The organism is Brevibacillus sp. NPDC003359 (assembly GCF_042878995.1).
Lineage (GTDB): Bacteria > Bacillota > Bacilli > Brevibacillales > Brevibacillaceae > Brevibacillus.
In genome coordinates this window covers 39059-63750 of the sequence record NZ_JBIAOR010000022.1, presented here as the reverse complement: position 1 = coordinate 63750, position 24692 = coordinate 39059, and the positions used below count along the sequence as shown (strand labels likewise).

The following is a 24692-nucleotide window of genomic DNA, read 5'->3' as shown; positions in this document are numbered from 1 at the left end:
TTCGGTGTGGAAGCGCGGTAACGCGTGGAGCTGACGAATACTAATCGGTCGAGGACTTATCCACTAATTCTTAGCAATCATGCGTATTCAGTTTTCAGGGAATGAAACCAACCTCTTTACCCCAGAATGGGTAAGGAGGTTTTTCGTTTTTATAGAAAAAAGTCAAACTCGCAAAGATTTTGTCGATAAGTTAGTCCAAATGACCGACAAGTTCCCTCTTGCAGACGGGTCTTGGGGTAGACTAACATGAGAAGGTACCTGATCCAGGCGTTGGAGTAGGCGAGGTTATGAAGGAGAATCGTTCATGAAAAAAATTCTAATCTTTTCCGCTTCCATCGGTAACGGACACAACCAGGCAGCGCGGGCCATGCAAGAAAGCTTGGCCGAGAATGGTTGCACATCAATGATCATCGATACGTTGGAATATATTAGCCCCACCTTTCACAAGATTTTGTTGGAAAGCTATATGAATCTGTTAAGGCTGTCACCCAAGATGTGGGGCAGAATTTACCATAATACAGAAAAAACCCGTTTCTTCGATATGAATGTGCTAATGAATAAGTTATTGGCAAACAAACTAAAAAAGCTGATCAACAGTGTACAGCCTGATGCCTTTATTGCTACGCATCCGTTTGCAAGCTGTATGCTCTCCGTACTGAAAGGGAGAAATGATTGGAAGGAACCAATCTATACGATCATTACCGACTATACAATCCATCCTTCTTGGATTAATCACCATATCAATTATTACTTCATCGGCCATGAACAACTGTATTATCTGTTAGACGTTTATCGACAGGATCATCAAAAATTCATTCCGATGGGCATTCCCATCATGAAAAAATTCAGCTTGCCATTAGAACACGATTTGATTCGGCAAAAGCTTGGCCTCGCTCCTGGACAAAAGAGCATTATTCTGTCAGGGGGCGGATTGGGTCTCGGCTCGATGGAAAAGGTATTAGATGGGCTAGAAGAGATTAACCTTCCTCTGAAAACCTTTGTGTTAACAGGGACAAACGACAAGCTGTACAAAAAAGTTATAAATCGTACGTATCGCCATGAGGTCGTACCGCTAAAATTCATCAATAACTTCCACGAATACTTGGAAACGGCTGATTTAATTGTCACCAAATCAGGCGGGCTCACATCAGCTGAGGTAATGAGTAAACGAGTACCCATGATTATTTACAACCCTCTGCCTGGACAGGAAGAGAGGAACAGCCACTTTTTGCTCAATAATGGATGTGCTGTACACGCGAATCTGTCTGAGCAGTTGATTTACTTTATCGATGAACTATTGCATAGCCCGTCAAAGGTGGATTATATGCGTAGAATGGGACAAAAAATCTCGAAGCCAGATGCAGCACAACGAATTACCGAGTTTATCATGGATGATATGAAGATGTTGCCTGGAGAATTAGAATAGCTGCCTAGCCAGACAAAACGGAGGAACCTATGACTGTACCATTCGCCATACTATTTGATATGGATGGCACGTTACTGCAAACAGAAAAACTGTCGACCCCGGCATTTATTCGAACGTTTGATCAGCTTCGTCAAAAAGGGCTATGGCAAGGGGAGACCCCTGACGAAGGTGAACTGATCAATGTACTGGGAATGACGATCGAGCAGATCTGGGACAAATTGTTGCCGGGCGCGAGTGAGGAAGCAATTCGCTCAGCAGACGCCTTCTTGCTAGACAATGAAATCCAGTTACTCAAAGAAAGAGTGACTGACCTATATCCGGATGTAAAATCAACCTTGGAAAAGCTGCGTGAAAAAGGATTTGCTTTGTTTGTAGCAAGCAATGGGCAGGAAGAGTACATCGATGCCATTTGTCAGGAATACGAGTTAAAGCCGCTGATGACCGACCTGTACTCCGCTGGCCGTTTCCGTACGCATTCCAAAAATGACCTGGTTGCAAAATTGTTGTCTGATTACAAAATCGGGCAGGCCGTCATGGTAGGAGATCGTCACTCCGACGTGGAAGCAGGCAAGATAAACGGCTTATTTACCATTGGATGCGACTTTGGTTTTGCCAAACCAGGCGAGCTTGATGGTGCAGATGTCATCATCACCAGCTTCTCTCAGCTACTGAATCATGTGCCAGCAATCGACACCAATACACAATAACAAACATAAACCATTCCTCAGGGAGTGGTTTTTTTGTTGATCATGTCCAAGTTTCAAGCGACCTTCTTTTGCCCACACTAGAATGTGTAAGGGACACTTGCGGGCACGCACTAAACCCATTATAATTAACGTCAAAGATAGTCAAAGTCAATAGGTAACCATAGAAAACAACACAGAGGAATAGGAGGCGATGACTTGCGTAACATCTCGGACATCATTGAACATCACTTAAAAAGCATCATTACAAACAGTCCCAATGGATCGATCGAGATTCAGCGTAGTGAGCTTGCCGACCATTTTCAATGTGTGCCGTCTCAGATCAATTACGTCATCAATACGCGCTTTACCGTTCAAAAAGGATACAGTGTAGAGAGTAAGCGCGGGGGCGGCGGGTATATTCGCATACGCAAGGTGCAGATTGTAAGCAAAGCACGCTTGCAGGAATTGCTAACAGAAGAACTGATTGGTGAGAGCATCACTCAGAGCGTGGGAAATGCGATCGTAGAAAGACTATTGGAGGAAGGATTAGTCAACATCAGGGAAGCCACCTTGATGAAAATCGCTACCTCGCGAAACGTATTAACGCTAGAAGCTGAATTGCGGGATCGTTTGCGGGCAAATATTTTAAAGCAGATGATCGCAGCAATCCTGTTGAAGTAAAAGGAGGTATGATGGAATGAACTGTGAGGAATGCGGAAAACGACCGGCGACACTTCATTTGACGAAAATCGTCAATGGCGAAAAAACCGAATACCATATTTGCGAGCAGTGTGCTCATGAAAAAGGGGACGTCTTTACCGGCTTTCACAACTTCAGCATCAACAATCTCCTGTCAGGACTTTTAAAATTTGATCCCATGCAAAAGAATGGACGCGAAACGGCATCTAATAAGCCGCTTCAATGCGAAACATGTGGACTCACATATGCTCAATTCAGTAAAAGCGGCCGATTTGGCTGTAGTGATTGCTACACTTTTTTGGGTGATCGACTGGACCCACTTTTCCGCCGGATTCATGGAAACACACAGCATAGTGGAAAAGTACCAGAGCGAACCGGTGGCAAATTGAAGATCCGCAAAGAGCTGGAGCAACTAAAGCAAGCGTTGCAAAGTCATGTCGCCAGTGAAGAGTTCGAGAAGGCAGCAGAAATGCGTGATCGAATTCGAGCATTGGAACAAAAAATGGCCCAATCGTAGCAAGGGAGGTTAGCTGGTTATGTCCCAGAAGCAGTTTATGCAAAACCCGTGGAGCAATTGGATGAAAGGAGAAGGTCCTGATTCCGACATTGTCATTAGTACACGGCTGCGTATCGCCCGTAACCTACGCCAGCACCCTTTTCCGTTATTGGCAACGGACTCGCAGGGCGAGGAAGTCGTCAGAAAGGTAACAGAAGTAAGCGATTCGGAAGCCATGCGCAAAAAGCTTAAGCTTCAGGTCATCCATATGGACCAAATAAACCCGTTAGAAAAACGCGTGCTCGTAGAAAAGCATCTGATTAGCCCTCATCTGGCAGAGGAATCTCGCAAAGGTGCCGTATTGCTTCGTGAAGATGAGTCCGTCAGCATTATGGTTAATGAAGAAGACCATATTCGAATACAGGTACTATTACCCGGGTTTCGTTTGAACGAGGCATGGGAATTAGGTACGAAGATAGACGACATATTTGAGAAAAACTTGAATTATGCGTTCGACGAAACAAGAGGTTATCTTACAAGCTGCCCAACTAATGTGGGGACGGGAATTCGTGCATCTGTGATGTTGCACTTGCCCGCTCTGGTGATGACGCAGCAGATCAGCAGAATTTTACAGGCAATTAATCAAGTTGGTCTAGTTGTTAGAGGAATTTATGGAGAGGGCAGCGAAGCTCTAGGGAATCTTTTTCAGTTATCTAATCAGGTCACGCTGGGGTTGTCTGAGTCGGATATCCTTTCCAATCTCTACGGTGTAGCCAGACAGATTATTGAGCAAGAACGTGTGGCACGTACTTATTTGCTGGAGCATACCCGGGTTTCTTTGGAGGATCGGATTTTTCGGTCGTATGGTATCCTGATGTACGCCCGCACGGTAGAGTCCAAGGAAGCGGCTCAACGCCTGTCTGATGTACGTCTGGGGATTGATCTAGGGATCATTCCAAATGTATCTCCGCTGGTCTTAAACGAGCTGTTGGTCACGACACAGCCAGGTTTTTTACAACACCACGCTGGACAAAAGCTCACTCCGGACCAACGAGATGAAAGAAGGGCAAGGCTAATCCGAGAACGTCTGCGCGTAGTCGAATCACAAGAGTAATCGTAATGGTATCACGCAATTGTTAACCATATAGAGAAAAAACACGGTTATACGGAGGTGTACGATATGATGTTTGGACGTTTTACAGAACGAGCACAAAAAGTACTGGCGCTTGCCCTGGAAGAGGCGGTTCGTCTCGGACACAAAGATATTGGGACAGAGCATGTGCTGCTGGGACTTATTCGAGAAGGCGAAGGGATTGCGGCGAAGGCACTGCAATCACTTGGGCTTGGCCTCGATAAAATCCAGAGTGAAGTGGAGTCGTTAATCGGGCGAGGAACAGAGCAGTCCGGTAGTAATTACACACCAAACTATACACCTCGCGCCAAAAAGGTTATTGAACTATCGATGGACGAAGCCCGCAAGCTGGGTCATACCTATGTGGGGACTGAACATATTTTGCTTGGCTTGATCCGTGAAGGAGAAGGCATTGCTGCGAGAATCATGAACAATCTGGGCGTTAGCCTGAACAAGGCACGTCAGCAGGTGCTCCAGCTTCTTGGTAGCTCGGAAATGATGGCATCTCATCAACCGTCTGGAGGGAATCCAGCGGCGAATACGCCGACATTGGACGGTTTGGCTCGGGATCTGACTGCGATCGCTCGTGATGGCGGGCTGGACCCGGTCATCGGTCGTCAAAAAGAAATCGAACGTGTGATCCAAGTACTTAGCAGACGCACCAAGAACAACCCTGTTTTAATCGGGGAGCCTGGCGTAGGGAAAACAGCTATCGCAGAAGGTCTTGCTCAAAAAATCGTGAACAACGAAATTCCGGAGACGCTTCGTGATAAGCGCGTCATGACACTCGATATGGGAACCGTTGTTGCGGGAACCAAGTATCGGGGTGAGTTCGAAGATCGTTTGAAAAAAATCATGGACGAAATTCGCCAAGCAGGAAACATCATCCTGTTTATTGATGAGCTGCACACCTTGATTGGTGCAGGCGGAGCAGAAGGCGCAATTGATGCCTCCAACATTTTGAAGCCTGCTCTGGCACGTGGCGAGCTACAGTGCGTAGGTGCCACTACGCTGGATGAATATCGCAAGTACATCGAAAAAGACGCGGCACTAGAGCGTCGTTTCCAACCGATTCGGGTTGATGAACCGACAGCGGAAGATGCCATTCGTATCCTGCATGGCCTTCGTGATCGTTACGAAGCCCACCATCGAGTCAAAATTACCGATGAAGCAATTGAGCAGGCAGTAAAACTGTCTGACCGCTATATTACGGAGCGCTTCCTGCCTGACAAGGCCATCGACTTGGTCGATGAGGCGGCTTCCAAAGTTCGCTTGCAATCCTTTACAGTTCCGCCAAACCTCAAAGAGTTGGAGGCACGTCTGGAAGAGGTGCGCAAGGAAAAAGATGCTGCAGTGCAATCTCAAGAATTCGAGGAAGCAGCAGCACTTCGTGATCAGGAGCAAAAACTGCGCGAAGAACTGGATAAAACGAAAAAAGACTGGAAAGAGCGCCAAGGCCAGCTGAACATGGAGGTTACGCCAGAAGACATCGCGCAAGTAGTGGCGAGTTGGACGGGTATTCCAGTGTTGAAGTTGAAGGAAGAGGAAACAGAGCGCTTGCTGAAGATGGAAGAGATTTTGCACGATCGTGTCATTGGTCAGGATGAAGCAGTCAAATCCATCTCGCGTGCAATCCGCCGTGCCCGTGCTGGTCTTAAAGACCCAAAACGCCCGATCGGCTCGTTTATCTTCCTGGGACCTACTGGTGTGGGTAAAACCGAATTGGCTCGTGCCGTGGCAGAGACGCTTTTCGGCGACGAGGATGCAATGATTCGTGTAGATATGTCCGAGTACATGGAGAAGCATTCCACCGCTCGTCTGGTAGGGGCCCCTCCTGGCTACGTGGGCTTTGACGAAGGCGGTCAGCTGACCGAAAAAGTGCGTCGCAAGCCTTACTCTGTCATTTTGCTGGACGAAATCGAGAAAGCCCACCCAGACGTATTTAACATCTTGCTACAAGTGCTGGATGATGGTCGTCTGACAGACTCCAAGGGCCGTACCGTTGATTTCCGCAATACGGTTGTCATCATGACTTCCAATGTCGGAGCCAACATGATCAAGAAAAATACGACGCTCGGCTTCACGACCAACGATTCGGAAAGAAAGTATCAGGATATGAAGGACAAAGTCATGGATGAGCTGAAAAAGAGCTTCCGTCCTGAGTTCTTGAACCGTATCGACGAAGTCATTGTGTTCCACTCTTTGGAGCAAGAGCACATCGAACAAATCGTATCTCTCATGACAGACGATCTGCGTAAACGTTTGAAAGAGCAAGACATTGATTTCCAATTGACCGAGGAAGCCAAGAAAGTATTGGCAAAAGAAGGCTTTGATCCTGCCTATGGGGCGCGTCCTCTGCGTCGTGCTATCCAGCGCCACATCGAGGATAATTTGTCCGAGGAATTGCTCAAGGGCACGATCAGTAAAGGCGATACCGTCAATATCGAGGCTGAAGAAGGCAAGCTGGTTGTCAAGCGCCTTGAAAAAACGAAATCGTAAGCTGGTTGAAACGTAATAGAATGCCTCCTGATTCGGGAGGTATTCTTTTTTTGGGTGCGTAATTATGATAAAAGTAGAGAAAGAAATCGAAGTGAGGGTGCGATAATGTCAAAGTATAAAACGAAATACGCGTGTCAAGAATGTGGCTATGAATCGCCAAAATGGATGGGAAAATGCCCGGGGTGTAGCAGCTGGAACACCTTGGTAGAGGAAGTGACGGTAAAAAATGCACATCGTCACGAGGGGATGAGCGGCGGCCAGCGCCAATCTGCAATTCCATTGACCCAGGTTGCCAGTGAAGAAGAGCCGCGCATGGATACGACGATCGGAGAATTGAATCGTGTTCTCGGTGGAGGACTTATTCCGGGTTCACTTATTTTGGTCGGGGGTGACCCCGGAATCGGAAAATCGACATTGCTTTTGCAGACATCTTTTGCCTTAGCTCATCAAGGGGCAAAGGTTCTCTATGTATCTGGAGAGGAGTCGGCAAAACAAATCAAAATTCGCGCGGATCGACTCCATTTGCAAACGCCGCCGATGTTTGTATTGGCAGAAAATGATTTGGATTTGATCGAACAGCATATTAATCAAGTAGACCCGGATGTACTCATTATTGACTCGATCCAGACAGTGTTTCACCCGACGATCCAATCAGCTGCGGGAAGTGTCGCACAAGTGCGGGAGGCGACAGCCCAATTGATGCGGATTGCAAAAGGGAAAGGAATTGGCACCTTCATTGTCGGTCACGTAACCAAAGAAGGCTCCATCGCTGGTCCGCGTATGCTTGAGCACATGGTGGATGCTGTTCTCTATTTTGAAGGGGAGCGACACAATACGTTTCGAATTTTGCGCGCCGTCAAAAACCGTTTTGGTTCGACAAACGAAATCGGTATTTTCGAGATGAAAGATCGCGGTTTGGAGGAAGTGGCGAATCCATCCGAGATATTTTTGGCAGAGCGTCCATTTGGTGTTGCGGGTTCGACAGTCGTAGCCAGTATGGAGGGCACACGTCCCGTTTTGGTTGAGCTGCAAGCTCTTGTTGCCCCGACTAGCTTTGTAACCCCACGGAGAACGGCAACAGGGGTCGATCATCAGCGTGTGGCGATGATCATGGCAGTGCTGGAAAAGCGCATGGGCATGATGCTGCAAAATCAGGATGCTTATGTAAACGTAGCAGGTGGGGTTAGATTAGATGAGCCAGCGGTTGATTTGGCCATTGCCATAAGCATTGCAAGCAGTTTCCGTGACCATGCTACCAATCCGCATGATGTCGTTATCGGAGAAATTGGCTTGACTGGTGAGGTGCGCGGTGTCTCCCGGATTGAGCAACGAGTACGAGAAGCACATAAGTTAGGCTTTAAGCGTGTCATCATACCGGAGAAAAACATCCGTGGTCTGGATGCGCCAGCAGATATTCAAGTAATTGGTGTGAGCAATATCGCCGATGCGTTGAACGAGGTGATAAGGAGGTAGGAGTGGGCATGCAGGGGAACATCAAAAGAACTCCGCAATTCGGTGATGTGCTTCGTCTCGTCGCACCCGGCACACAGCTTCGTGAAGGGTTAGAAAATGTTTTACGGGCCAAAACCGGGGGCTTGATCGTCATTGGATGCGGTCCGGAGATGAAGTCGATTGTCGATGGCGGTTTTTCCATCAATTGTGAGTTTTCTCCTGCCCATTTGTATGAATTAGCGAAGATGGATGGGGCGATTATAGTAAGTGAAGACGCAAAACGTATCCTGTACGCGAATACGCAAATCTTCCCACCCTCCTCAATCCCCACGAGCGAGACGGGGACACGGCATCGTACAGCGCAACGGACGGCCATGCAAACGAATCATTTGGTCATTGCGATCTCTCAGCGTCGCAATGTGATCACGCTGTACCAGGGGAATTTCCGGTATGTCTTAAGCGAAATCAGCGTCATTTTGGCCAAAGCGAATCAGGCTGTATCTACCCTTGAGAAATACAAGGCCGTGATGGAGCAAACTTTGACGAATCTCGGTGCGTTAGAATTCGAGGAGCTCGTTACTTTACACGAGGTTGCCTCGGTTTTGCAACGGATTGAGATGGTGTTACGTATTAAGACAGAGGTCTCCAAGTACATATGTGAGCTAGGGGTAGAAGGAAGGCTCGTCAGTATGCAATTGGAGGAACTGGTTTCAAACATTGAGGAAGAGGCCCATATGCTTATTCGGGACTACTCCCGAGATCCATCCTATTCACCTAATCTTGTGCTCCGGGACATGAAAAAATTGAACTCGGAGGAAATGCTCGAGCTCCCTTCTTTTTTGCGAACGCTGGGGTATTCCTCCCATGCTAGTATGCTGGATGAATCTGTTTCCCCTAGAGGTTATCGGATCCTGTATAAGATCCGGCGTCTGCCCGTCACGATCATCTCGAATCTGGTAGAGCATTTTCATCATTTGCCGCGAATCATGATGGCAACGATTCAGGAATTAGACGAAGTTGAAGGCATTGGTGAGGTTCGCGCGAGAGCAATTAAAGAGGGGCTGAAACGGATTCAAGAACAAGTGTTCATTGACAGACACATTTAAAGTAGAATAGGATAAAGGCATTATTTGTATTCAACATTTGCCTAAGGACTTGCATAAAAACAAGGTCGACAGGATAACCTGCTCCTTACGCAAAAGAAATCAGGAGGTAGTCTATGTTCGTGAAATCGTTACCGAACATACTAACCGTAAGCAACTTGTTTCTGGGAGTTTTAGCAATTATTCTTGCGTTTCGAGGCGATCAATACGTCGAATATGCAGCGATCACAGTGATCATTGGTATGCTGGCAGACGGGCTGGATGGACGTGTAGCTCGTATGCTGAATGCCCAAAGCGAATTCGGGAAGGAATTGGATTCCCTTTCTGACGTTATTACCTTTGGGATTGCGCCAGCGTTCATCATGTATGTTGTCGTCTTGCAACACTTTGATTTGCTTGGGATTCTCATTACAGCCATTTTTCCGATCTGTGGTGCGCTGCGTTTGGCGCGTTTTAACGTACAGGCCGGGGTTCCGGGGTATTTTATCGGTTTGCCGATTACGGCAGCGGGAGGCGTATTGGCTACACTCGCACTCTATCACCAAGTGTTCACTCCGGTATTGCTTGCCGTAAGTATGTTGCTGCTTGCCTTTTTGATGGTATCAAAGGTCAAGTATCCTAACTTTAAAAAAGTGGGGATTCCCAAATCCGCTTACTGGATCACACCGATTATCATCGCGATTGTGGTTGTTGTAGCGATTAAGTATCCGCAACAATTTCCAAAAATTGTATTTTTACCACTCGCTTTTTACGCACTGTACGGAATAAAAAAAAACGTTGACTTTCTCGTCAAAAAATTACGTAAGCGTAAAAACAAAGAGGAAGAATCAGTCCCGTTTGAATAGTTACGGCATAAAAAAACCCACACTTCAATGTGTGGGTTTTTCTTTTTTGTATGCAACTTTTTATAGGGTTCATTCGTAATACGAGTAACGGATTTTTAAGACAGATTGAAGACACCCAAAGTATTCAGTCGGTTGGATTCTTTCTGAAGCACATCTTCTAGCTTAATGTCAGTAATATTGCACAAGGCAGTGAGGTAAAAAAGGTTTTTGCCAAGCTCAGCAGTAACTACGTCGCGACAATGCTCGCACAGTGGGCCGTTAAAGTGGGTGTCCAATTGGGACTTGTTGTCCTCCAGATTCTTGTTGGAATCGTATGTCTGTTTTTTGGCAACCACTTCGACACAGCCGCATTCGGTGATGGCTTTTGTCAGTGAACGGTTAATGCGGGATGCCGTTTCCTGAACTTTGGACATGACGTCCAGTACGCTACGATGTCTGATCAAAAGCTCGGATACTTGCGTTTGAAAGTCGTCTATGTTTCGATTGTCCATCCTGGTTCACCTCTGCTTTAGGCTGTTGGTATCGTCATAATTTTCTCTCATTGCGATACTGACATTATAAGAAGGGAGTCAGCTCCCTGTCAATTTATCATCGAAGGAAACGAGTGTTCCCGGGTTGACGAGAAAATGACAACTATGTTAAAATTTTTGGCTATTTGACATGGCAAAATCTTTTTTGCTATAGTGAGGGAAAGTAAAATGAAGCATTGTAATGATTTGGAAAAAAATAGGGTTTTACTCTTAAGGTTCTGTCTATAATTAGTAAAAGGAGGTGAAGGCATGTTACGCCGAGTAGGAAAATTCATTTTTGTTTTGATTGGTGGCGGATTGGGGTTTCGATTTGGTGACGAACTGTTCTCGTTGCTTGATCCACTGTTAAACTTTGGTGTAGTAGCCGGATCGCAATATATTGGAGCTGTACTGGGTGCCATCTTGTTTTTCTTTTTAGCGAATTGGGTTGTGGATTATGTTCTGCGCATCGTTCGATGGGGTGAAGAGACGCTCGTCAAAATGCCGGTTGTCGATGTGATGTTCGGAGCGATGGGGTTGATTAGTGGTCTTATTATTGCATTCTTATTATTCCTGCCCATCAGTAAAATTCCGATTGAATTTGTAGGAGATCTTTTGCCGTTAATTGTTTCCGGGTTGCTTGGTTATTTGGGCTTCCAGGTAGGGTTTCGCAAGCGGGACGAGATTATGTCGGTATTTTCGATTGGACGTAAGGATAAGAAAAAGGAAAGCGCAACAACTGCAGCTACCTTGGAAAATAAAATTCTCGATACCAGCGTCATCATTGACGGACGCATCGCAGATATTTGCCGTACCGGCTTTCTAGAAGGTGTACTGGTCATTCCGGGATTTGTGTTAGAGGAGCTACAGCATATCGCTGATTCCTCCGATGTACTGAAAAGAAACCGCGGTCGTCGCGGTCTGGATATCTTGAACAAGATTCAAAAAGAAATGAAGGTAAAGGTTCAGATTTGGGAAGGCGATTTTGAAGAAGTATCCGAGGTGGACAGCAAGCTGATCAAGCTTGCCAAACTCATTAGCGGAAAGGTCGTAACCAACGACTTCAACCTGAACAAGGTATGTGAGCTGCAAGGTGTTGGGGTCTTGAACATCAATGATTTGGCGAATGCAGTCAAGCCTGTTGTTTTACCTGGGGAAGAAATGAACGTTCAAGTAATCAAGGATGGGAAAGAGCACGGTCAGGGTGTCGCTTATCTGGACGATGGCACGATGATTGTCGTAGAGGGCGGACGAGAATACATCGGAAACGACGTCGATGTTCTCGTAACGAGCGTGCTGCAAACTTCAGCAGGACGAATGATCTTCGCCAAACCAAAGTTGCTGGAACGAGCGTTGTAGAAAAGACAGGAGAGGGATGAATCAGTGGGTACGGGTGTCGTGATCGTTGCAGCCGGTTCGGGTAAACGAATGGGTGGACAACGAAACAAGTTGTGGTTACCGCTTGCGGGCGAGCCGATCTTGGCTCATACGGTACGTCTTTTTACTACTCATCCCGACATTGATGGAGTCGTGCTGGTGGTGAGTGAAGCAGACCACGCAGAAGTAATGGCCTGGCTCTCGGATGAAAAGCTGGAGGCTGTGGTGACGCTGGGTGGAGCGGAGCGACAAGACAGTGTGAGAAACGGCCTGGCTTCACTACCCGCAGATTGCGATTACGTACTGGTTCACGATGCTGCTCGTCCTTTCGTCACTCGCAAACAGATCAGTGACATGATCAAACAGGTGCAACAAGATCAGGCAACAATCATGGCAGTACCTGTCAAAGATACGATAAAAGTGGTGGGGGCAACTGGACTTGTAGAGTCAACCCCGGCACGGGAAAGCTTGTGGGCGGTTCAAACCCCACAAGCTTTTCGTATGTCTTTATTGCGAGAGGCACATCAGGCAGCAGAGGCAGCGGGGAAGTTAGGCACGGATGATGCGATGCTGGTTGAGTGGCTGGGTCATCCAGTAGCGATTATGGACGGAAGCTATGAGAACATTAAGATTACTACGCCAGACGATCTGTGGTTTGGTGAAGAGATATTGCGGAAACGAAAGGGAGAGTAGCTCATGCGTATTGGTCAAGGTTTTGACGTGCATCAATTAGTGGAGGGGCGTCCATGCATTATCGGAGGCGTCACCATCCCGTATGAAAAAGGCTTGCTGGGGCATTCCGACGCGGATGTTCTCCTCCATGCGGTTAGTGACGCGATTCTTGGAGCGATTGGCGAAGGGGATATTGGCCGTCATTTCCCAGATACAGATCCCGCTTTTAAAGATGCAGACAGTGTAAAGCTGCTGGAGCATGTATGGAAGTTGGTTCGGGAGCGCGGCTACCGTTTAGGAAACGTGGATGCAACGATCATTGCCCAAGCACCGAAGATGGCGCCGTACATCCCGCAAATGTGTGAAGTCATTGCGCGCGTACTGGAAGTAGACGACCTGTCGCAAGTGAATGTGAAGGCGACGACTTCGGAGAAACTCGGTTTTACAGGCAGAGGAGAAGGAATCGCTGCACAGGCAGTATGCTTGCTTGTCAAGTAGAAGGGCAAGGTGTAACATAAAGCCTTAGATACGTTTTTACTTAGGTCAAGGTTATAGCCTTTTACATTCATAAGGATGGTGCTACCAATGGCGAAAGAAATTCGCACTCGTTATGCGCCGAGTCCTACGGGGCATTTACACATCGGCGGTGCGCGAACAGCGCTCTTCAATTATCTTTTTGCAAAACATCACGGTGGTTCATTCATTGTTCGGATTGAAGATACGGACCAAACGCGCAATAAGGAAAATGCGGACGAAGAGCAGATGAAAAACCTGAAATGGCTTGGCGTAACATGGGAGGAAGGTACGGACATTGGTGGACCGTATGGACCGTACCGTCAAACAGAGCGTCTGGACATTTATCGGAAATATATCGATCAACTGCTGGCAGAAGGCAAAGCATACTACTGCTACGCGACAAAAGAAGAGCTGGATGCAGAGCGTGAAGAACAGCTCGCGCGTGGAGAAACACCACGCATTTTGGAAAAGCATCGCCATGTAACGGACGAGCAGCGTGCTCAGTACGAAGCAGAAGGGCGAGTGCCGTCCATTCACTTCCTCGTTCAGGATGATCGCGAGTATGTTGTGAACGACCTGATTCGTGGCCAGGTAACCTTCAACTCCAATGAGATGGGCGATTTCGTTATTTGCCGTCCGGATGGAATTCCTACATACAACTTCGCCGTTGTAGTGGACGACTATTTGATGAAAATTAGCCACGTCATTCGTGGTGAAGAGCATCTGTCCAACACGCCTCGTCAATTGATGATTTATGAAGCGTTTGGGTGGGAAGTGCCTGACTTTGCTCACTTGGCTTTGATCCTCAACCAAGACGGCAAAAAGATGTCCAAGCGCGACGAGAGCATTCTTCAGTTCATTGAGCAGTACCGTGACCTCGGCTTCTTGCCAGAAGCAATCGTGAACTTCCTTGTTCTTTTGGGATGGTCTCCAGGTGGCGAAGAAGAGATTTTCTTAATCGAAGATTTGATCAAGCTGTTCTCGATGGACCGCGTGAACAAGTCGCCAGCGGTGTTTGATGCAACGAAGATGAACTGGATGAACAACTTCTATTTGAAGCGCCAACCGCTGGATATGATTTCAGACATGTGTATCCCACATCTGCAAAAAGCTGGCTTCATCGAAGAGAATTTGTCTGCTGAAAAGCGCGAATGGGTTCGCAGTATCGTTGGCCTGTACCAAGAGCAGATGTCTTACTGTGCGCAAATCGTTCCGTTGGCAGCTCTTTTCTTCCTCGACGAAGTGGTGTACGATGAAGAAGCAACTCTGGTGCTAAAAGAACCGCATTTGCCGGAAGTACTTGCTTCCTTTGTGAAACACCTTTCTGCCCAGGATGCATATAATGTGGATGTTATTAAAGCGGTACTCAAAGACGTGCAAAAGGATACGGGTCACAAAGGCAAGGCGTTGTTCATGCCGGTTCGTGTAGGAGCAACTGGCCAGGCGCATGGGCGTGATTTGGCTGAGACGTTGTATCTGCTCGGACGCGACAAGGTGATTGCACGTGCAGAGCAAGTAATTGCAAACGGTCAGTAGGCGATTGTCTGCTGCATGATTTTATACAAAGGAATGCGACGATCAGGAGAAGTACAACAGTTAGCACATCTACAGAGAGGATGGATAGGTGAGAGCCATCTGATGTGCCCTGTATGGAAATGCCCCTGTGAGCAATGAGCCGAACCTATCTTTTTGAAAAGATATCAGTAGGCGACATCGGCTTCCCGCCGTTATCGGGATATGAGCGAGATTTGTTCATGACTGTTGTGAGTTCGAGTGACAGTGATGACGATCTAAGCAGAGTGGAACCACGGTAAAACCGTCTCTGTCCCTTCGTATTTGAGGGGATAGGGACGTTTTTTATTTTTTTGAAAAGGTAGTTCAAAAAGTCGTCTTTTGATCACGATGTAGTCCTGGAAGCGTATTCGACTTCGAAAGTAGCGTTCACCTTTGAAGTCCGGTGCTCATGTAGGTCTCCTACACTCCGCTCCTCCTTCTTCAGGTTCTCGCTACTTTCTCGATGCTGAAAAGACAACTTTTTGAACCCTGATATTGAGGTTGAACGTGAGCAGGTAAAATCAGGCAGGAGGTGCCACCCAAAAATGTTAGCACAGATGAGAGATGACATTCATGCTGTTTTTGAACGAGACCCGGCTGCGCGTAGTACGCTGGAAGTCGTCATGACCTATTCCGGTTTGCACGCGATATGGGGGCACCGGATTGCCCACAGGCTCTGGAAGGCCGAACTGTGTACACTCGCCCGAATTGTCTCTCAACTATCCCGCTTTTTCACGGGAATTGAGATTCACCCGGGCGCAACAATTGGCCGCGGCTTGTTCATTGACCATGGCATGGGTGTTGTGATCGGAGAGACGTGCGAAATCGGAGACAATGTAACGATTTATCAAGGGGTTACACTCGGGGGAACAGGTAAGGAAAAAGGAAAGCGTCACCCTACGATCGGCAATGATGTCATTATTGCTACGGGAGCAAAGGTGTTGGGCTCCTTCAAAATTGGCGATAATTCAAAGATAGGGGCTAGTGCCGTTGTCTTGCAGGAGGTACCGCCTAACTCGACCGTAGTAGGAATCAAGGGACGCATCGTCATCCAGGATGGCAAGCGCGTCAAAAATGATTTGGACCATGTAAACATGCCAGACCCGGTAGCGGATACGATTCGTATGATGCAAAAGGAAATTGAACAATTACGCAAAGAATTGGAGCTTTTGAGGGAGGATAAAAAGAACGATGGGCATTCAGCTGACTAACACGATGACGCGGCGAAAGGAACCGTTTCACACATTGGAGCCAGGAAAGGTAAAAATGTACGTGTGCGGCCCGACCGTGTATAACTACATCCACATTGGAAATGCGCGCCCTGCCATTGTATTTGATACACTTCGCCGTTACTTGAAATATCGTGGCTATGAAGTGACATTCGTGCAAAATATTACGGATGTAGATGACAAACTGATTCGTGTGGCGAATCAGGAAGGTGTCACTGTCAAAGAAGTGGCTGATCGATACACGGATGCGTACAATGCGGATCTGAAATCACTGAACGTACTGCCACCTGATATTCAACCACGAGTGATGCAGACGATTCCGGAGATTATTGAATTCGTGCAAGGACTGATTGAAAAAGGCTTTGCCTACGAGAGTGAGGGTGACGTCTATTTCCGCACGGGACGTTTTCAGGAATACGGAAAGCTTTCACATCAACCGTTGGATGATTTGCAGGCAGGTGCTCGTGTAGAAATCAACGAGAAAAAGGAACATCCCCTGGACTTTGTACTTTGGAAAGCGGCCAAGACCGGAGAAGTTACCTGGGACAGTCCGTGGGGCGAAGGAAGACCGGGATGGCATATTGAGTGCTCGGCAATGGCCCTGAAGTTTTTAGGTGAGGAAATCGATATCCATGCAGGCGGAACAGACCTGGTATTCCCGCACCACGAAAACGAAATTGCCCAGTCGGAGTGCTTTACGGGCAAAGTCTTTGCTCGCTACTGGCTACACAACGGCATGCTCAATATCGATAACGAAAAAATGTCCAAATCCCTTGGCAATTTCTTGCTCGCGCGCGAGCTTTCGGAGAAATTCGGCGGTCAATTAATTCGCTTCTTTATGCTTCAGGGGCACTATCGCAACCCGATCAATTTTAGCGAAGAGTTGATTGAACAGGCGGCCAATGGTCTAGAGCGAATTACGACTGCGTATACGAATCTGTCCCATCGTCTGGATACCGCGCGCGCAGAAGAACCGAATGATCAGGCGCAGGAGCAGGCACGAATCATTGGGGAGCTTCGTGAGCGATTCATTTCCGAGATGGATGATGATATCAATACAGCGAATGCTATTACCGTTATTTTTGACGTCGTGAAGGAAGCCAACCTGTATTTGCGTCATCAAAATGTAGGCGAAACCGAAGTTCGTGCGTACATGGATTTGTTGGTGGAGTTGACGGAGGTTCTTGGTCTTGAAATTGCAGAAGAGCAGGAACTGGTGGATAGTGAGATCGATGCGCTGATCGAAGAGCGCACAGAAGCTCGCAAAGCAAGAAACTTTGCCCGTTCTGACGAAATCCGCGATCTGCTCGCAGCAAAAGGAATCGTGCTTGAGGACACGCCACAAGGTGTTCGCTGGCGTCGAAAATAAGGGGCCGAAGAAAATAGATGCAAAAAGAAGAACTGACCCGAGATCCTAATCTGACAAATCCACTCGTGCTTGCCTTCCTCGGGGATGCTACCTATTCGCATTGTGTCAGGTATCATTTGATCGCCAAGGGGCTGGTTAAACCAAACCAGCTCCACAAGGCGGCCAACCGCTATGTTTCAGCGAAAGCACAGGCCAATGTGTTGTTGACGTTAATGCCCACATTGCCAGAGGAAGAATTGAATGTAGTGAAGCGGGGGCGGAATGCCAAATCCGGCTCCAGTGCCAAAAACGCCGATATTATCGACTACCGTCATGCAACGGCTTTTGAAGCATTGATCGGGTACCTGTATTTGAGTGGAAAAGAAGAGCGGATCGCTGAAATTGTGCAGCAGTCTTTTGCCATAGTGGAAGGAGAATCATGAAATGAGTGAAGAATGGATTCTGGGGAAAAACCCCGTCATCGAGGCTTTGCGATCAGGCCGTACGATTAATAAGATTTGGATTGCAGAGGGAACGAATAAAAATCTGATGGGACCTGTCTATGCCTTGGCGAAAGAACAGGGTGTCATTGTGACGACAGCGAACCGCAAAAAGCTGGATCAGCTCGTGTCGACGGACAACCATCAGGGTGTAGTGGCTTCTGTTGCTGCTTATGATTACGTAGAAGTAGACGATATTTTGAAGCGGGCAGAGGAAAAAAACGAGGCGCCGTTCATTTTGCTGTTGGACGAGCTGGAAGACCCGCATAACCTCGGTTCGATCATGCGGACAGCCGATGCAGTCGGTGCTCATGGTGTCATCATTCCAAAACGACGTTCTGTCAGTCTGACGGCAACAGTGGCAAAAGCTTCGGCAGGGGCGATCAACTACGTGCCGGTAGCGCGAGTGACGAACTTGGTTCGTATCATGGAAGAGCTCAAAGAACGCGGCGTTTGGATCGCAGGTACAGACGCGAGTGCCAAACAGGATTTCCGTCAGGGTGATTTTACGATGCCGCTCGCGATTGTCATTGGCAGCGAAGGAAAAGGCATGAGTCGCCTCGTTCGGGAGAACTGTGATTTTCTATACAGCCTTCCGATGGCGGGCAATGTTACCTCACTCAACGCTTCTGTAGCAGCTGCCTTGTTGATGTATGAAGTCTATCGCTCCAGGAGTCCCATTCCGACGCGGGTGAAATGACATGGCGCAACGAAAAGCCAAGCAGCTGTTGATCGTAGATGGATACAATATCATCGGTGCCTGGCCCGATCTGCGCCTGCTGAAGGATCAAGAGCGGATGGACGAGGCGCGTGATCAATTAATCGCAAAAATGGCAGAGTACCAGAGCTACACTGGTGTAAAGGTCATCATTGTTTTTGATGCGTACAACGTTCCTGGCATTGGCCGTCAAATGGAAGACTTCCAGGTTGAAGTCTATTTCACGAAGAAAAAGGAGACGGCTGACGAAAAAATCGAGCAGTTAGTCTCCGAATTTCACAATAAAAATCGACAAATTTATGTGGCAACTTCTGACTATACGTCGCAACGTGTCATATTTGGGCAGGGAGCTTTGCGCAAATCTGCCCGGGAGTTGTTGCTCGATATGGAAAATGCGGGGAAAGAAATCAAGAAACAAGTCGAAAAAACGCAAGAAGACGGCTTCTCCAAGCGGATTACGCTGAATGATGAAATAGCGAAAATATTCGAAAAATGGAGAAGGGAATAACTTGGATTCGGTTGACGCTTTTTTACGGAATCATGTATAATAGCGCTATCTATTGGAGAAACCGGTTGGCGGAGGGATCATTTGTGAGTGTTGACCTCAAGGAGTTAAAACATGCCCAATATGAACTAATGACCGACGAAGAAGTAGTCGACCTGGTTCGCGATAATGACACCGAAGCTTTGGAGTATTTGATCAACAAATACAAGAACTTCGTCCGTGCCAAAGCGAGATCCTATTTTCTTATTGGGGCTGACCGCGAAGACATCGTGCAGGAAGGGATGATCGGACTGTACAAGTCTATTCGCGACTTCCGAGGAGACAAGCTCACGTCGTTCAAGGCATTTGCCGAGCTGTGTATTACCCGTCAGATCATTACCGCGATCAAGACGGCGACACGCCAAAAGCACATCCCGCTCAATTCTTACGTCTCACTGGACAAGCCTATATACGATGAAGATTCTGACCGCACACTACTCGATGTGATTTCGGGAACCAAGGTGACCGATCCAGAGGAATTGTTTATCAATCGGGAAGAATTCGATGACATCGAGGGGAAGATGAGTGAAATCTTGAGTGACTTGGAGCGCCAGGTTCTCATGCTTTACTTGGACGGACGATCCTATCAGCAGATTGCTGTTGAACTGAAGCGTCATGTCAAGTCTATCGATAATGCATTACAGAGAGTCAAGCGCAAGCTAGAGCGCTATTTAGAAGGAAGAGAGATTCATCTGTAAGAGAGAATCTCTCTTTTTATTTTGGAAGCAAAAGGACTTCTGGTTGTCAAGTCATTTTGTTTGACATGGGTATTTCGGTGTGATAAATTTATTTAGGTAGCCATAGACTCTTATCTCTCTGTTCTATGGTTACTTAGGTGAATGAAATGGTCTGGAAAAAGTAGCGGTTTTCCCGTACTATTTATCATCGGGGTACTTTTAATTAATAGCAGGTTTGAAATGAGATGGAGGTGGCAATAAATGCGAGTAAACATCACGTTGGCGTGCACCGAGTGTGGCGAGCGTAACTATATCTCCACGAAGAACAAGCGCACCACTACTGAACGTGTTGAACTGAAAAAGTATTGCTCCCGTGACAAGAAGCAAACCCTTCATCGCGAGACGAAGTAATGGTTGATGCGACGAAGTCAGGGGGTGGCAAAGTGGGTTTTTTATCACGAATTGGAGCCAGTTTTCGCCGTACCGGTGGTTTTTTTAGTGACGTAATGTCCGAGCTAAAGAAAGTCCGTTGGCCCAACCGTAAAGAATTGACGACCTATACGCTCGTTGTTCTTGTTACGGTTGTGCTCCTGGCAGTATTCTTCTTCGTCGTTGATTTGGGTATCTCGCGCTTGATCGATTTGATTCTAGGAACGTAATTATGCAAGTCTTAGGAGGGACGGACGGTTATCGTCCTGTTGGATATGGAAAAAGCATGGTATGTACTTCATACGTACTCAGGTTACGAAAACAAGGTGAAAACCAATCTGGAGAAGCGACTCGAGTCGATGGGCATGGAAGACAAGATCTTTCGCGTTCTTGTTCCCACTGAAGAAGAGGTGGAAACCAAGGATGGTAAGAAGCGCACCGTCACGAAAAAAGTGTTTCCTGGATACGTCCTTGTTGAAATGGTGATGACGGACGACTCTTGGTATGTCGTGCGCAACACCCCTGGGGTTACCGGCTTTGTCGGATCCACGGGTGCTGGCTCTAAACCGACAGCGCTGCGTCCTGAAGAGGCCGATACGATTCTCAAGCAAATGGGAATCGAAATTCCCAAGATCAGAGTCGATTTTGCTCTCCGCGATATGGTGCGCGTCACAGATGGTCCGTTTTCCAATCGCACCGGGGAGATTATCGAGATTTACCCGGACAGGCAGAAGGTTCGCGTGTTGGTGGACATCTTCGGTCGCGAAACGCCGGTAGAGCTAGACTTTACACAAGTTCAAAATTTGGATTAGGATTCAACTTGAAAAGTATCGCGCTATGTGGTACATTTCATTTTGTTTTAACAATCCCACAACACTAATTGGGGTTTCTTGCACTCTCACTATAGATCGAAAGTCTTTTACTAGACTTTCAAAAAACGGTGGGAGGGGGCATTCCCCCGTAATAACCACATGTGAAGTAAGGAGGTGTCTTACGTGGCTAAGAAGGTTATCCGCGTAATTAAATTACAAATTCCAGCAGGTAAAGCGAATCCTGCACCTCCAGTAGGTCCGGCTCTCGGTCAAGCTGGTGTAAACATCATGGGATTCTGTAAAGAATTCAATGCTCGCACTGAAAGCGAAGTAGGTATGATCATTCCGGTGGAAATCACCGTGTTTGAAGACCGTTCTTTCACTTTTATCACAAAAACTCCTCCAGCTGCAATTCTGTTGAAGAAAGCTGCTGGTATCGAGTCCGGTTCCGGCGTACCAAACAAAACAAAGGTTGCTACGCTGAAGCGTGATAAAGTTCGTGAAATCGCAGAACTGAAGCGTCCTGACCTGAATGCTGCATCCGTAGAAGCGGCTATGCGCATGGTAGAAGGTACAGCTCGTTCTATGGGTATCGTAATCGAAGACTAATTGTCTTGAGTGCAAGGGGGCACAGACGTTGTGCCCCCCTGTCTGTGGGAGGATCAACCGCTACGACCACATTGAAGGGAGATTTAATCATGGCGAAAAAAGGTAAGAAATATCAAGAGGCTGTAAAGCTCGTTGATAAAAACAAAGTATACGAAGTAGCAGAAGGTATTGAGCTGGTTAAAAAAGCAGCTACTGCTAAGTTCGATGAAACTGTTGAAGCAGCTTTCCGTTTGGGTGTAGACCCTAAGCGTGCTGACCAACAAATCCGTGGCGCTGTTGTATTGCCACATGGTACTGGTAAAGTACAACGTGTTCTCGTATTCGCTAAAGGCGAAAAAGCAAAAGATGCTGAAGCAGCTGGCGCAGACTTCGTAGGCGATGCAGACATGATCGCGAAAATTCAAGGTGGCTGGTTCGACTTTGACGTTATAGTAGCTACTCCTGACATGATGGGTGAAGTAGGTAAATTGGGTCGTGTTCTCGGTCCAAAAGGCCTGATGCCAAACCCTAAGACCGGCACTGTTACTTTCGATGTAACAAAAGCGGTTAACGAAATCAAAGCAGGTAAAATTGAATACCGCGTAGACAAAGCTGGTAACATCCACGCTCCTATCGGTAAAGCATCCTTTGATGCTGACAAGCTGGCTGACAACTTGGCTGCTCTGACGGATGCACTGAACCGTGCGAAACCGGCTGCAGCAAAAGGTGTTTACATGAGAAATGTAACCCTGAGCTCTACTATGGGCCCTGGTGTACGTGTAGCTGTAAAATAATGACACTTGACTTCCTTTGTGGGAGTTGTTAAGATAGTCCCTGTTGATGAAAAGAATATGCCGTAGACAGAAGGCGCGGTGCTTGTGAAAGTAACGCTTAATATCCCTCCGAGGCGTGTAATGTACGAATGAGGAAACGCTGTTTTCCTTTGACGATATAGCATTATGCCCTCGTGAGTCTGCGAGGGCATTCTTCATTTTCTAGGATTAGAGCACGGGAGGTGTAAACAATGGCAGAAATTCGTCCAACCGTTATTCGTGAAGAAAAGGTACAAGCGATCAACGAAATCGCTACCAAACTTCGCGAAAGCCAAACTACAGTGGTGGCTGACTATCGCGGTCTGACAGTAGCGCAAGTAACCGAGCTCCGCAAACAATTGCGTGAAGCAGGTGTTGAGTTCCAAGTGTTGAAAAACTCCTTGACTCGTTTGGCTACTGAGAAGGAAGGCCTGACTGAACTGGATCAATATCTGACTGGACCGAACGCTTTGGCGTTCTGCAATGAAGATATCATCGCTCCAGCGAAAGTTATTGCTGAATTCGCGAAGAAAAACGACAAGCTGGAAATCAAGGGTGGCGTTATCGAAGGTAAAGTAGTTGGTGCTGATCAAATTAAAGAATTGGCGTCCCTACCAAACCGCGAAGGTCTCTTGTCCATGCTTCTCTCCGTCCTGCAAGCTCCAATGCGCAACGTTGCACTGGCAGTCAAAGCAGTGGCAGAACAAAAAGAAGGTCAAGGCGCGTAATCGCCTGATCGGTTAATGTTTTTCAAATACGATTCCTTGAATGGAGGATTTTAAAATGGGTAAAGAGCAAATCTTGGAAGCCATTAAAGGCATGTCCGTTCTCGAACTGAACGACCTGGTAAAAGCAATCGAAGAAGAATTCGGTGTAACTGCTGCTGCTCCTGTAGCTGTAGTTGCTGGTGGCGGAGCAGAAGCTGCTGCTGAGCAAACTGAGTTCAATGTTAACCTGGTAAGCGGCGGCGCTTCCAAAATCAACGTAATCAAAGTTGTTCGCGAGCTGACTGGCTTGGGTCTGAAAGAAGCAAAAGACCTGGTAGACAACGCTCCAAAAACACTCAAAGAGGGCGTTTCCAAAGACGAAGCAGAAGCTCTCAAAGCAAAACTCGAAGAAGCTGGCGCACAAGTAGAAGTAAAGTAAGTTAGCTTCCTTAAGGAAATCCCCTTGCCTGCGGCAGGGGGTTTTTCTGTAAGGTTTTGATGAATGCATGTTGAAACGATGAGGAAGGGTGAATCACACGTGGCAGACCACTACTACACCAATCGACCGGGTGCTGCACATGACGAACAGCAATTTACGTTTATGCTCCGTGGCAATGAGCTTCGTTTCATTACGGATGCAGGCGTTTTTTCCCGAGACCGGATTGACTTTGGAAGTGTATTGCTCATCGAGAACATGGAAATCGACAGTCATGCGCGTGTGCTCGATGTGGGCTGTGGGTATGGTCCGATGGGCTTGACGGCTGCCAGACTTGCTGAACATGGTCGGGTAACGATGATCGATGTGAACGAGCGTGCGGTGAACCTGGCTCGTCGTAATGCAGAAGCAAATGGAATAAAAAATGTCGAGGTTCGAGTGAGCGATGTTTATAGCGGCGTGCAAGGCGAGCAGTTTGACGTCATTCTGACCAACCCGCCGATTCGCGCGGGCAAGGAAATCGTTCATCGCATTTTCGTGGAAGGTTACGATCTGTTGGTTGATGGTGGAGAAATGTGGGTTGTCATTCAAAAGAAACAAGGCGCCCCATCTGCATTGAAGAAACTACAGGAAATGTACCGCGAAGTGATAGAAGTAGATCGGCAAAAGGGCTACCACATATTCCGTGCAATCAAATAAGCAAGAAGAAATCATTAGAAATCTTTTCTTGACGCGAACACTTGAATGTGATAGCATTATAAAATGTCAATATGGGATAAATGTCTATTTTTCAGCAATTCCCTGTCTGTCAAGCGTTTCTACTTTTTTCCTTAGATAGGAATGTTTGTGTGAAAACATGGGAATTCTTTTAAAATAGAGTTTCTCTGGGTTAAAAATGGTTGAAACTGCTTTAACCCATTTTTATT

General features: G+C 47.2%; 28 protein-coding genes and 2 other annotated features. Of the genes, 27 read left to right on the top strand and 1 reads right to left on the bottom strand.

Going from position 1 to position 24692, the window contains the following annotated elements:
- Positions 1-304 precede the first annotated feature (304 nt).
- From ACFYU8_RS29110 to pssA, 9 genes are all read left to right on the top strand, one after another.
- Positions 305-1426, top strand: coding sequence for an MGDG synthase family glycosyltransferase (locus ACFYU8_RS29110; protein WP_390306261.1), 1122 nt, complete (start codon positions 305-307; stop codon positions 1424-1426).
- 29 nt (positions 1427-1455) lie between these two features.
- On the top strand, positions 1456-2133 hold the full coding sequence (locus ACFYU8_RS29105) for an HAD hydrolase-like protein (RefSeq protein ID WP_390306263.1): 678 nt from the start codon (positions 1456-1458) through the stop codon (positions 2131-2133).
- Positions 2134-2328: 195 nt separating this feature from the next.
- Positions 2329-2793, top strand: coding sequence for a CtsR family transcriptional regulator (locus ACFYU8_RS29100; protein ID WP_390306266.1), 465 nt, complete (start codon positions 2329-2331; stop codon positions 2791-2793).
- Between the two features lie 16 nt (positions 2794-2809).
- Positions 2810-3328 carry a protein-arginine kinase activator protein McsA gene (gene mcsA / locus ACFYU8_RS29095; protein WP_390306268.1) on the top strand — a complete coding sequence of 173 codons (519 nt, stop codon included), beginning with the start codon at positions 2810-2812 and terminating at the stop codon, positions 3326-3328.
- 19 nt (positions 3329-3347) lie between these two features.
- Complete coding sequence (gene mcsB / locus ACFYU8_RS29090; protein ID WP_390306270.1) at positions 3348-4421, top strand: protein-arginine kinase McsB; 1074 nt, start codon at positions 3348-3350, stop codon at positions 4419-4421.
- 66 nt (positions 4422-4487) lie between these two features.
- A complete protein-coding gene (locus ACFYU8_RS29085; RefSeq protein ID WP_390306272.1) occupies positions 4488-6938 on the top strand; it encodes an ATP-dependent Clp protease ATP-binding subunit in 2451 nt (816 codons plus the stop codon).
- Positions 6939-7043: 105 nt separating this feature from the next.
- On the top strand, positions 7044-8411 hold the full coding sequence (gene radA / locus ACFYU8_RS29080) for a DNA repair protein RadA (protein WP_390306274.1): 1368 nt from the start codon (positions 7044-7046) through the stop codon (positions 8409-8411).
- An 8-nt stretch (positions 8412-8419) separates the two neighbouring features.
- Positions 8420-9496, top strand: coding sequence for a DNA integrity scanning diadenylate cyclase DisA (gene disA, locus ACFYU8_RS29075; RefSeq protein WP_390306276.1), 1077 nt, complete (start codon positions 8420-8422; stop codon positions 9494-9496).
- 113 nt (positions 9497-9609) lie between these two features.
- Positions 9610-10338, top strand: a complete 729-nt coding sequence (gene pssA, locus ACFYU8_RS29070; protein WP_017247027.1) for a CDP-diacylglycerol--serine O-phosphatidyltransferase — start codon at positions 9610-9612, stop codon at positions 10336-10338.
- A gap of 95 nt (positions 10339-10433) precedes the next feature.
- On the opposite strand, the gene ACFYU8_RS29065 is transcribed toward pssA, so the two are convergent.
- Entirely contained in the window at positions 10434-10829 is a 396-nt protein-coding gene (locus ACFYU8_RS29065) for a nucleoside triphosphate pyrophosphohydrolase family protein (RefSeq protein ID WP_047074748.1), read from the bottom strand.
- A gap of 288 nt (positions 10830-11117) precedes the next feature.
- On the opposite strand from ACFYU8_RS29065, the gene ACFYU8_RS29060 reads away from it, so the two are divergent.
- The 18 genes from ACFYU8_RS29060 to ACFYU8_RS28975 all read left to right on the top strand — a co-directional run bounded on the left by ACFYU8_RS29060 (position 11118) and on the right by ACFYU8_RS28975 (position 24465).
- The gene (locus ACFYU8_RS29060) at positions 11118-12206 is read left to right on the top strand and encodes a PIN/TRAM domain-containing protein (RefSeq protein WP_390306278.1); all 1089 of its coding nucleotides are present in this window, start codon (positions 11118-11120) and stop codon (positions 12204-12206) included.
- Positions 12207-12230: 24 nt separating this feature from the next.
- Positions 12231-12917: a 2-C-methyl-D-erythritol 4-phosphate cytidylyltransferase gene (ispD, locus tag ACFYU8_RS29055; RefSeq protein WP_390306280.1), complete on the top strand. Its 687-nt coding sequence runs from the start codon at positions 12231-12233 to the stop codon at positions 12915-12917.
- Positions 12918-12920: 3 nt separating this feature from the next.
- A complete protein-coding gene (ispF, locus tag ACFYU8_RS29050) occupies positions 12921-13394 on the top strand; it encodes a 2-C-methyl-D-erythritol 2,4-cyclodiphosphate synthase (RefSeq protein ID WP_390306282.1) in 474 nt (157 codons plus the stop codon).
- A gap of 87 nt (positions 13395-13481) precedes the next feature.
- A complete protein-coding gene (gene gltX, locus ACFYU8_RS29045) occupies positions 13482-14948 on the top strand; it encodes a glutamate--tRNA ligase (protein WP_390306284.1) in 1467 nt (488 codons plus the stop codon).
- 29 nt (positions 14949-14977) lie between these two features.
- Positions 14978-15239 (top strand) — a binding site (T-box leader).
- A gap of 221 nt (positions 15240-15460) precedes the next feature.
- Positions 15461-16177, top strand: coding sequence for a serine O-acetyltransferase (gene cysE, locus ACFYU8_RS29040; protein WP_390306355.1), 717 nt, complete (start codon positions 15461-15463; stop codon positions 16175-16177).
- Positions 16158-17564, top strand: a complete 1407-nt coding sequence (cysS, locus tag ACFYU8_RS29035) for a cysteine--tRNA ligase (RefSeq protein WP_390306286.1) — start codon at positions 16158-16160, stop codon at positions 17562-17564. The genes cysE and cysS overlap by 20 nt, the downstream gene beginning before the upstream one ends.
- Before the next feature lie 17 nt (positions 17565-17581).
- Complete coding sequence (locus tag ACFYU8_RS29030) at positions 17582-17986, top strand: Mini-ribonuclease 3 (RefSeq protein ID WP_327949160.1); 405 nt, start codon at positions 17582-17584, stop codon at positions 17984-17986.
- A 1-nt stretch (position 17987) separates the two neighbouring features.
- Positions 17988-18743, top strand: a complete 756-nt coding sequence (rlmB, locus tag ACFYU8_RS29025; protein ID WP_390306288.1) for a 23S rRNA (guanosine(2251)-2'-O)-methyltransferase RlmB — start codon at positions 17988-17990, stop codon at positions 18741-18743.
- Between the two features lies 1 nt (position 18744).
- Positions 18745-19269, top strand: coding sequence for an NYN domain-containing protein (locus ACFYU8_RS29020; protein ID WP_390306291.1), 525 nt, complete (start codon positions 18745-18747; stop codon positions 19267-19269).
- An 11-nt stretch (positions 19270-19280) separates the two neighbouring features.
- Positions 19281-20003 (top strand): RNA polymerase sporulation sigma factor SigH, encoded by a 723-nt coding sequence (gene sigH, locus ACFYU8_RS29015; RefSeq protein WP_390306357.1) that lies wholly within the window; start codon positions 19281-19283, stop codon positions 20001-20003.
- A gap of 240 nt (positions 20004-20243) precedes the next feature.
- Positions 20244-20393: a 50S ribosomal protein L33 gene (rpmG, locus tag ACFYU8_RS29010; RefSeq protein WP_003392018.1), complete on the top strand. Its 150-nt coding sequence runs from the start codon at positions 20244-20246 to the stop codon at positions 20391-20393.
- Positions 20393-20641 carry a preprotein translocase subunit SecE gene (secE, locus tag ACFYU8_RS29005; protein WP_106841294.1) on the top strand — a complete coding sequence of 83 codons (249 nt, stop codon included), beginning with the start codon at positions 20393-20395 and terminating at the stop codon, positions 20639-20641. The genes rpmG and secE overlap by 1 nt, the downstream gene beginning before the upstream one ends.
- A gap of 45 nt (positions 20642-20686) precedes the next feature.
- Entirely contained in the window at positions 20687-21223 is a 537-nt protein-coding gene (gene nusG / locus ACFYU8_RS29000) for a transcription termination/antitermination protein NusG (protein WP_390306293.1), read from the top strand.
- A gap of 183 nt (positions 21224-21406) precedes the next feature.
- Positions 21407-21832, top strand: coding sequence for a 50S ribosomal protein L11 (gene rplK / locus ACFYU8_RS28995; protein WP_007716214.1), 426 nt, complete (start codon positions 21407-21409; stop codon positions 21830-21832).
- A gap of 89 nt (positions 21833-21921) precedes the next feature.
- A complete protein-coding gene (rplA, locus tag ACFYU8_RS28990) occupies positions 21922-22605 on the top strand; it encodes a 50S ribosomal protein L1 (protein WP_390306295.1) in 684 nt (227 codons plus the stop codon).
- Between the two features lie 42 nt (positions 22606-22647).
- Positions 22648-22811: a sequence feature (ribosomal protein L10 leader region), on the top strand.
- A gap of 24 nt (positions 22812-22835) precedes the next feature.
- The gene (gene rplJ / locus ACFYU8_RS28985; RefSeq protein ID WP_144618209.1) at positions 22836-23351 is read left to right on the top strand and encodes a 50S ribosomal protein L10; all 516 of its coding nucleotides are present in this window, start codon (positions 22836-22838) and stop codon (positions 23349-23351) included.
- 55 nt (positions 23352-23406) lie between these two features.
- A complete protein-coding gene (gene rplL / locus ACFYU8_RS28980; protein ID WP_390306297.1) occupies positions 23407-23769 on the top strand; it encodes a 50S ribosomal protein L7/L12 in 363 nt (120 codons plus the stop codon).
- Positions 23770-23868: 99 nt separating this feature from the next.
- On the top strand, positions 23869-24465 hold the full coding sequence (locus ACFYU8_RS28975; protein ID WP_390306299.1) for a class I SAM-dependent methyltransferase: 597 nt from the start codon (positions 23869-23871) through the stop codon (positions 24463-24465).
- Positions 24466-24692 lie beyond the last annotated feature (227 nt).

Coding starts and splice junctions, on each gene's coding strand:
- ACFYU8_RS29020 (WP_390306291.1), top strand. CDS start 18,745: ATGGCGCAACGAAAAGCCAAGCAGCTGTTGATCGTAGATGGATACAAT.
- disA (WP_390306276.1), top strand. CDS start 8,420: ATGCAGGGGAACATCAAAAGAACTCCGCAATTCGGTGATGTGCTTCGT.
- rlmB (WP_390306288.1), top strand. CDS start 17,988: ATGAGTGAAGAATGGATTCTGGGGAAAAACCCCGTCATCGAGGCTTTG.
- ACFYU8_RS29105 (WP_390306263.1), top strand. CDS start 1,456: ATGACTGTACCATTCGCCATACTATTTGATATGGATGGCACGTTACTG.
- ACFYU8_RS29085 (WP_390306272.1), top strand. CDS start 4,488: ATGATGTTTGGACGTTTTACAGAACGAGCACAAAAAGTACTGGCGCTT.
- secE (WP_106841294.1), top strand. CDS start 20,393: ATGGTTGATGCGACGAAGTCAGGGGGTGGCAAAGTGGGTTTTTTATCA.
- rplJ (WP_144618209.1), top strand. CDS start 22,836: ATGGCAGAAATTCGTCCAACCGTTATTCGTGAAGAAAAGGTACAAGCG.
- cysS (WP_390306286.1), top strand. CDS start 16,158: ATGGGCATTCAGCTGACTAACACGATGACGCGGCGAAAGGAACCGTTT.
- gltX (WP_390306284.1), top strand. CDS start 13,482: ATGGCGAAAGAAATTCGCACTCGTTATGCGCCGAGTCCTACGGGGCAT.
- rplL (WP_390306297.1), top strand. CDS start 23,407: ATGGGTAAAGAGCAAATCTTGGAAGCCATTAAAGGCATGTCCGTTCTC.
- pssA (WP_017247027.1), top strand. CDS start 9,610: ATGTTCGTGAAATCGTTACCGAACATACTAACCGTAAGCAACTTGTTT.
- mcsA (WP_390306268.1), top strand. CDS start 2,810: ATGAACTGTGAGGAATGCGGAAAACGACCGGCGACACTTCATTTGACG.
- ACFYU8_RS29110 (WP_390306261.1), top strand. CDS start 305: ATGAAAAAAATTCTAATCTTTTCCGCTTCCATCGGTAACGGACACAAC.
- ACFYU8_RS29060 (WP_390306278.1), top strand. CDS start 11,118: ATGTTACGCCGAGTAGGAAAATTCATTTTTGTTTTGATTGGTGGCGGA.
- rpmG (WP_003392018.1), top strand. CDS start 20,244: ATGCGAGTAAACATCACGTTGGCGTGCACCGAGTGTGGCGAGCGTAAC.
- mcsB (WP_390306270.1), top strand. CDS start 3,348: ATGTCCCAGAAGCAGTTTATGCAAAACCCGTGGAGCAATTGGATGAAA.
- ispF (WP_390306282.1), top strand. CDS start 12,921: ATGCGTATTGGTCAAGGTTTTGACGTGCATCAATTAGTGGAGGGGCGT.
- ACFYU8_RS29030 (WP_327949160.1), top strand. CDS start 17,582: ATGCAAAAAGAAGAACTGACCCGAGATCCTAATCTGACAAATCCACTC.
- nusG (WP_390306293.1), top strand. CDS start 20,687: ATGGAAAAAGCATGGTATGTACTTCATACGTACTCAGGTTACGAAAAC.
- radA (WP_390306274.1), top strand. CDS start 7,044: ATGTCAAAGTATAAAACGAAATACGCGTGTCAAGAATGTGGCTATGAA.
- rplA (WP_390306295.1), top strand. CDS start 21,922: ATGGCGAAAAAAGGTAAGAAATATCAAGAGGCTGTAAAGCTCGTTGAT.
- ACFYU8_RS29065 (WP_047074748.1), bottom strand. CDS start 10,829: ATGGACAATCGAAACATAGACGACTTTCAAACGCAAGTATCCGAGCTT.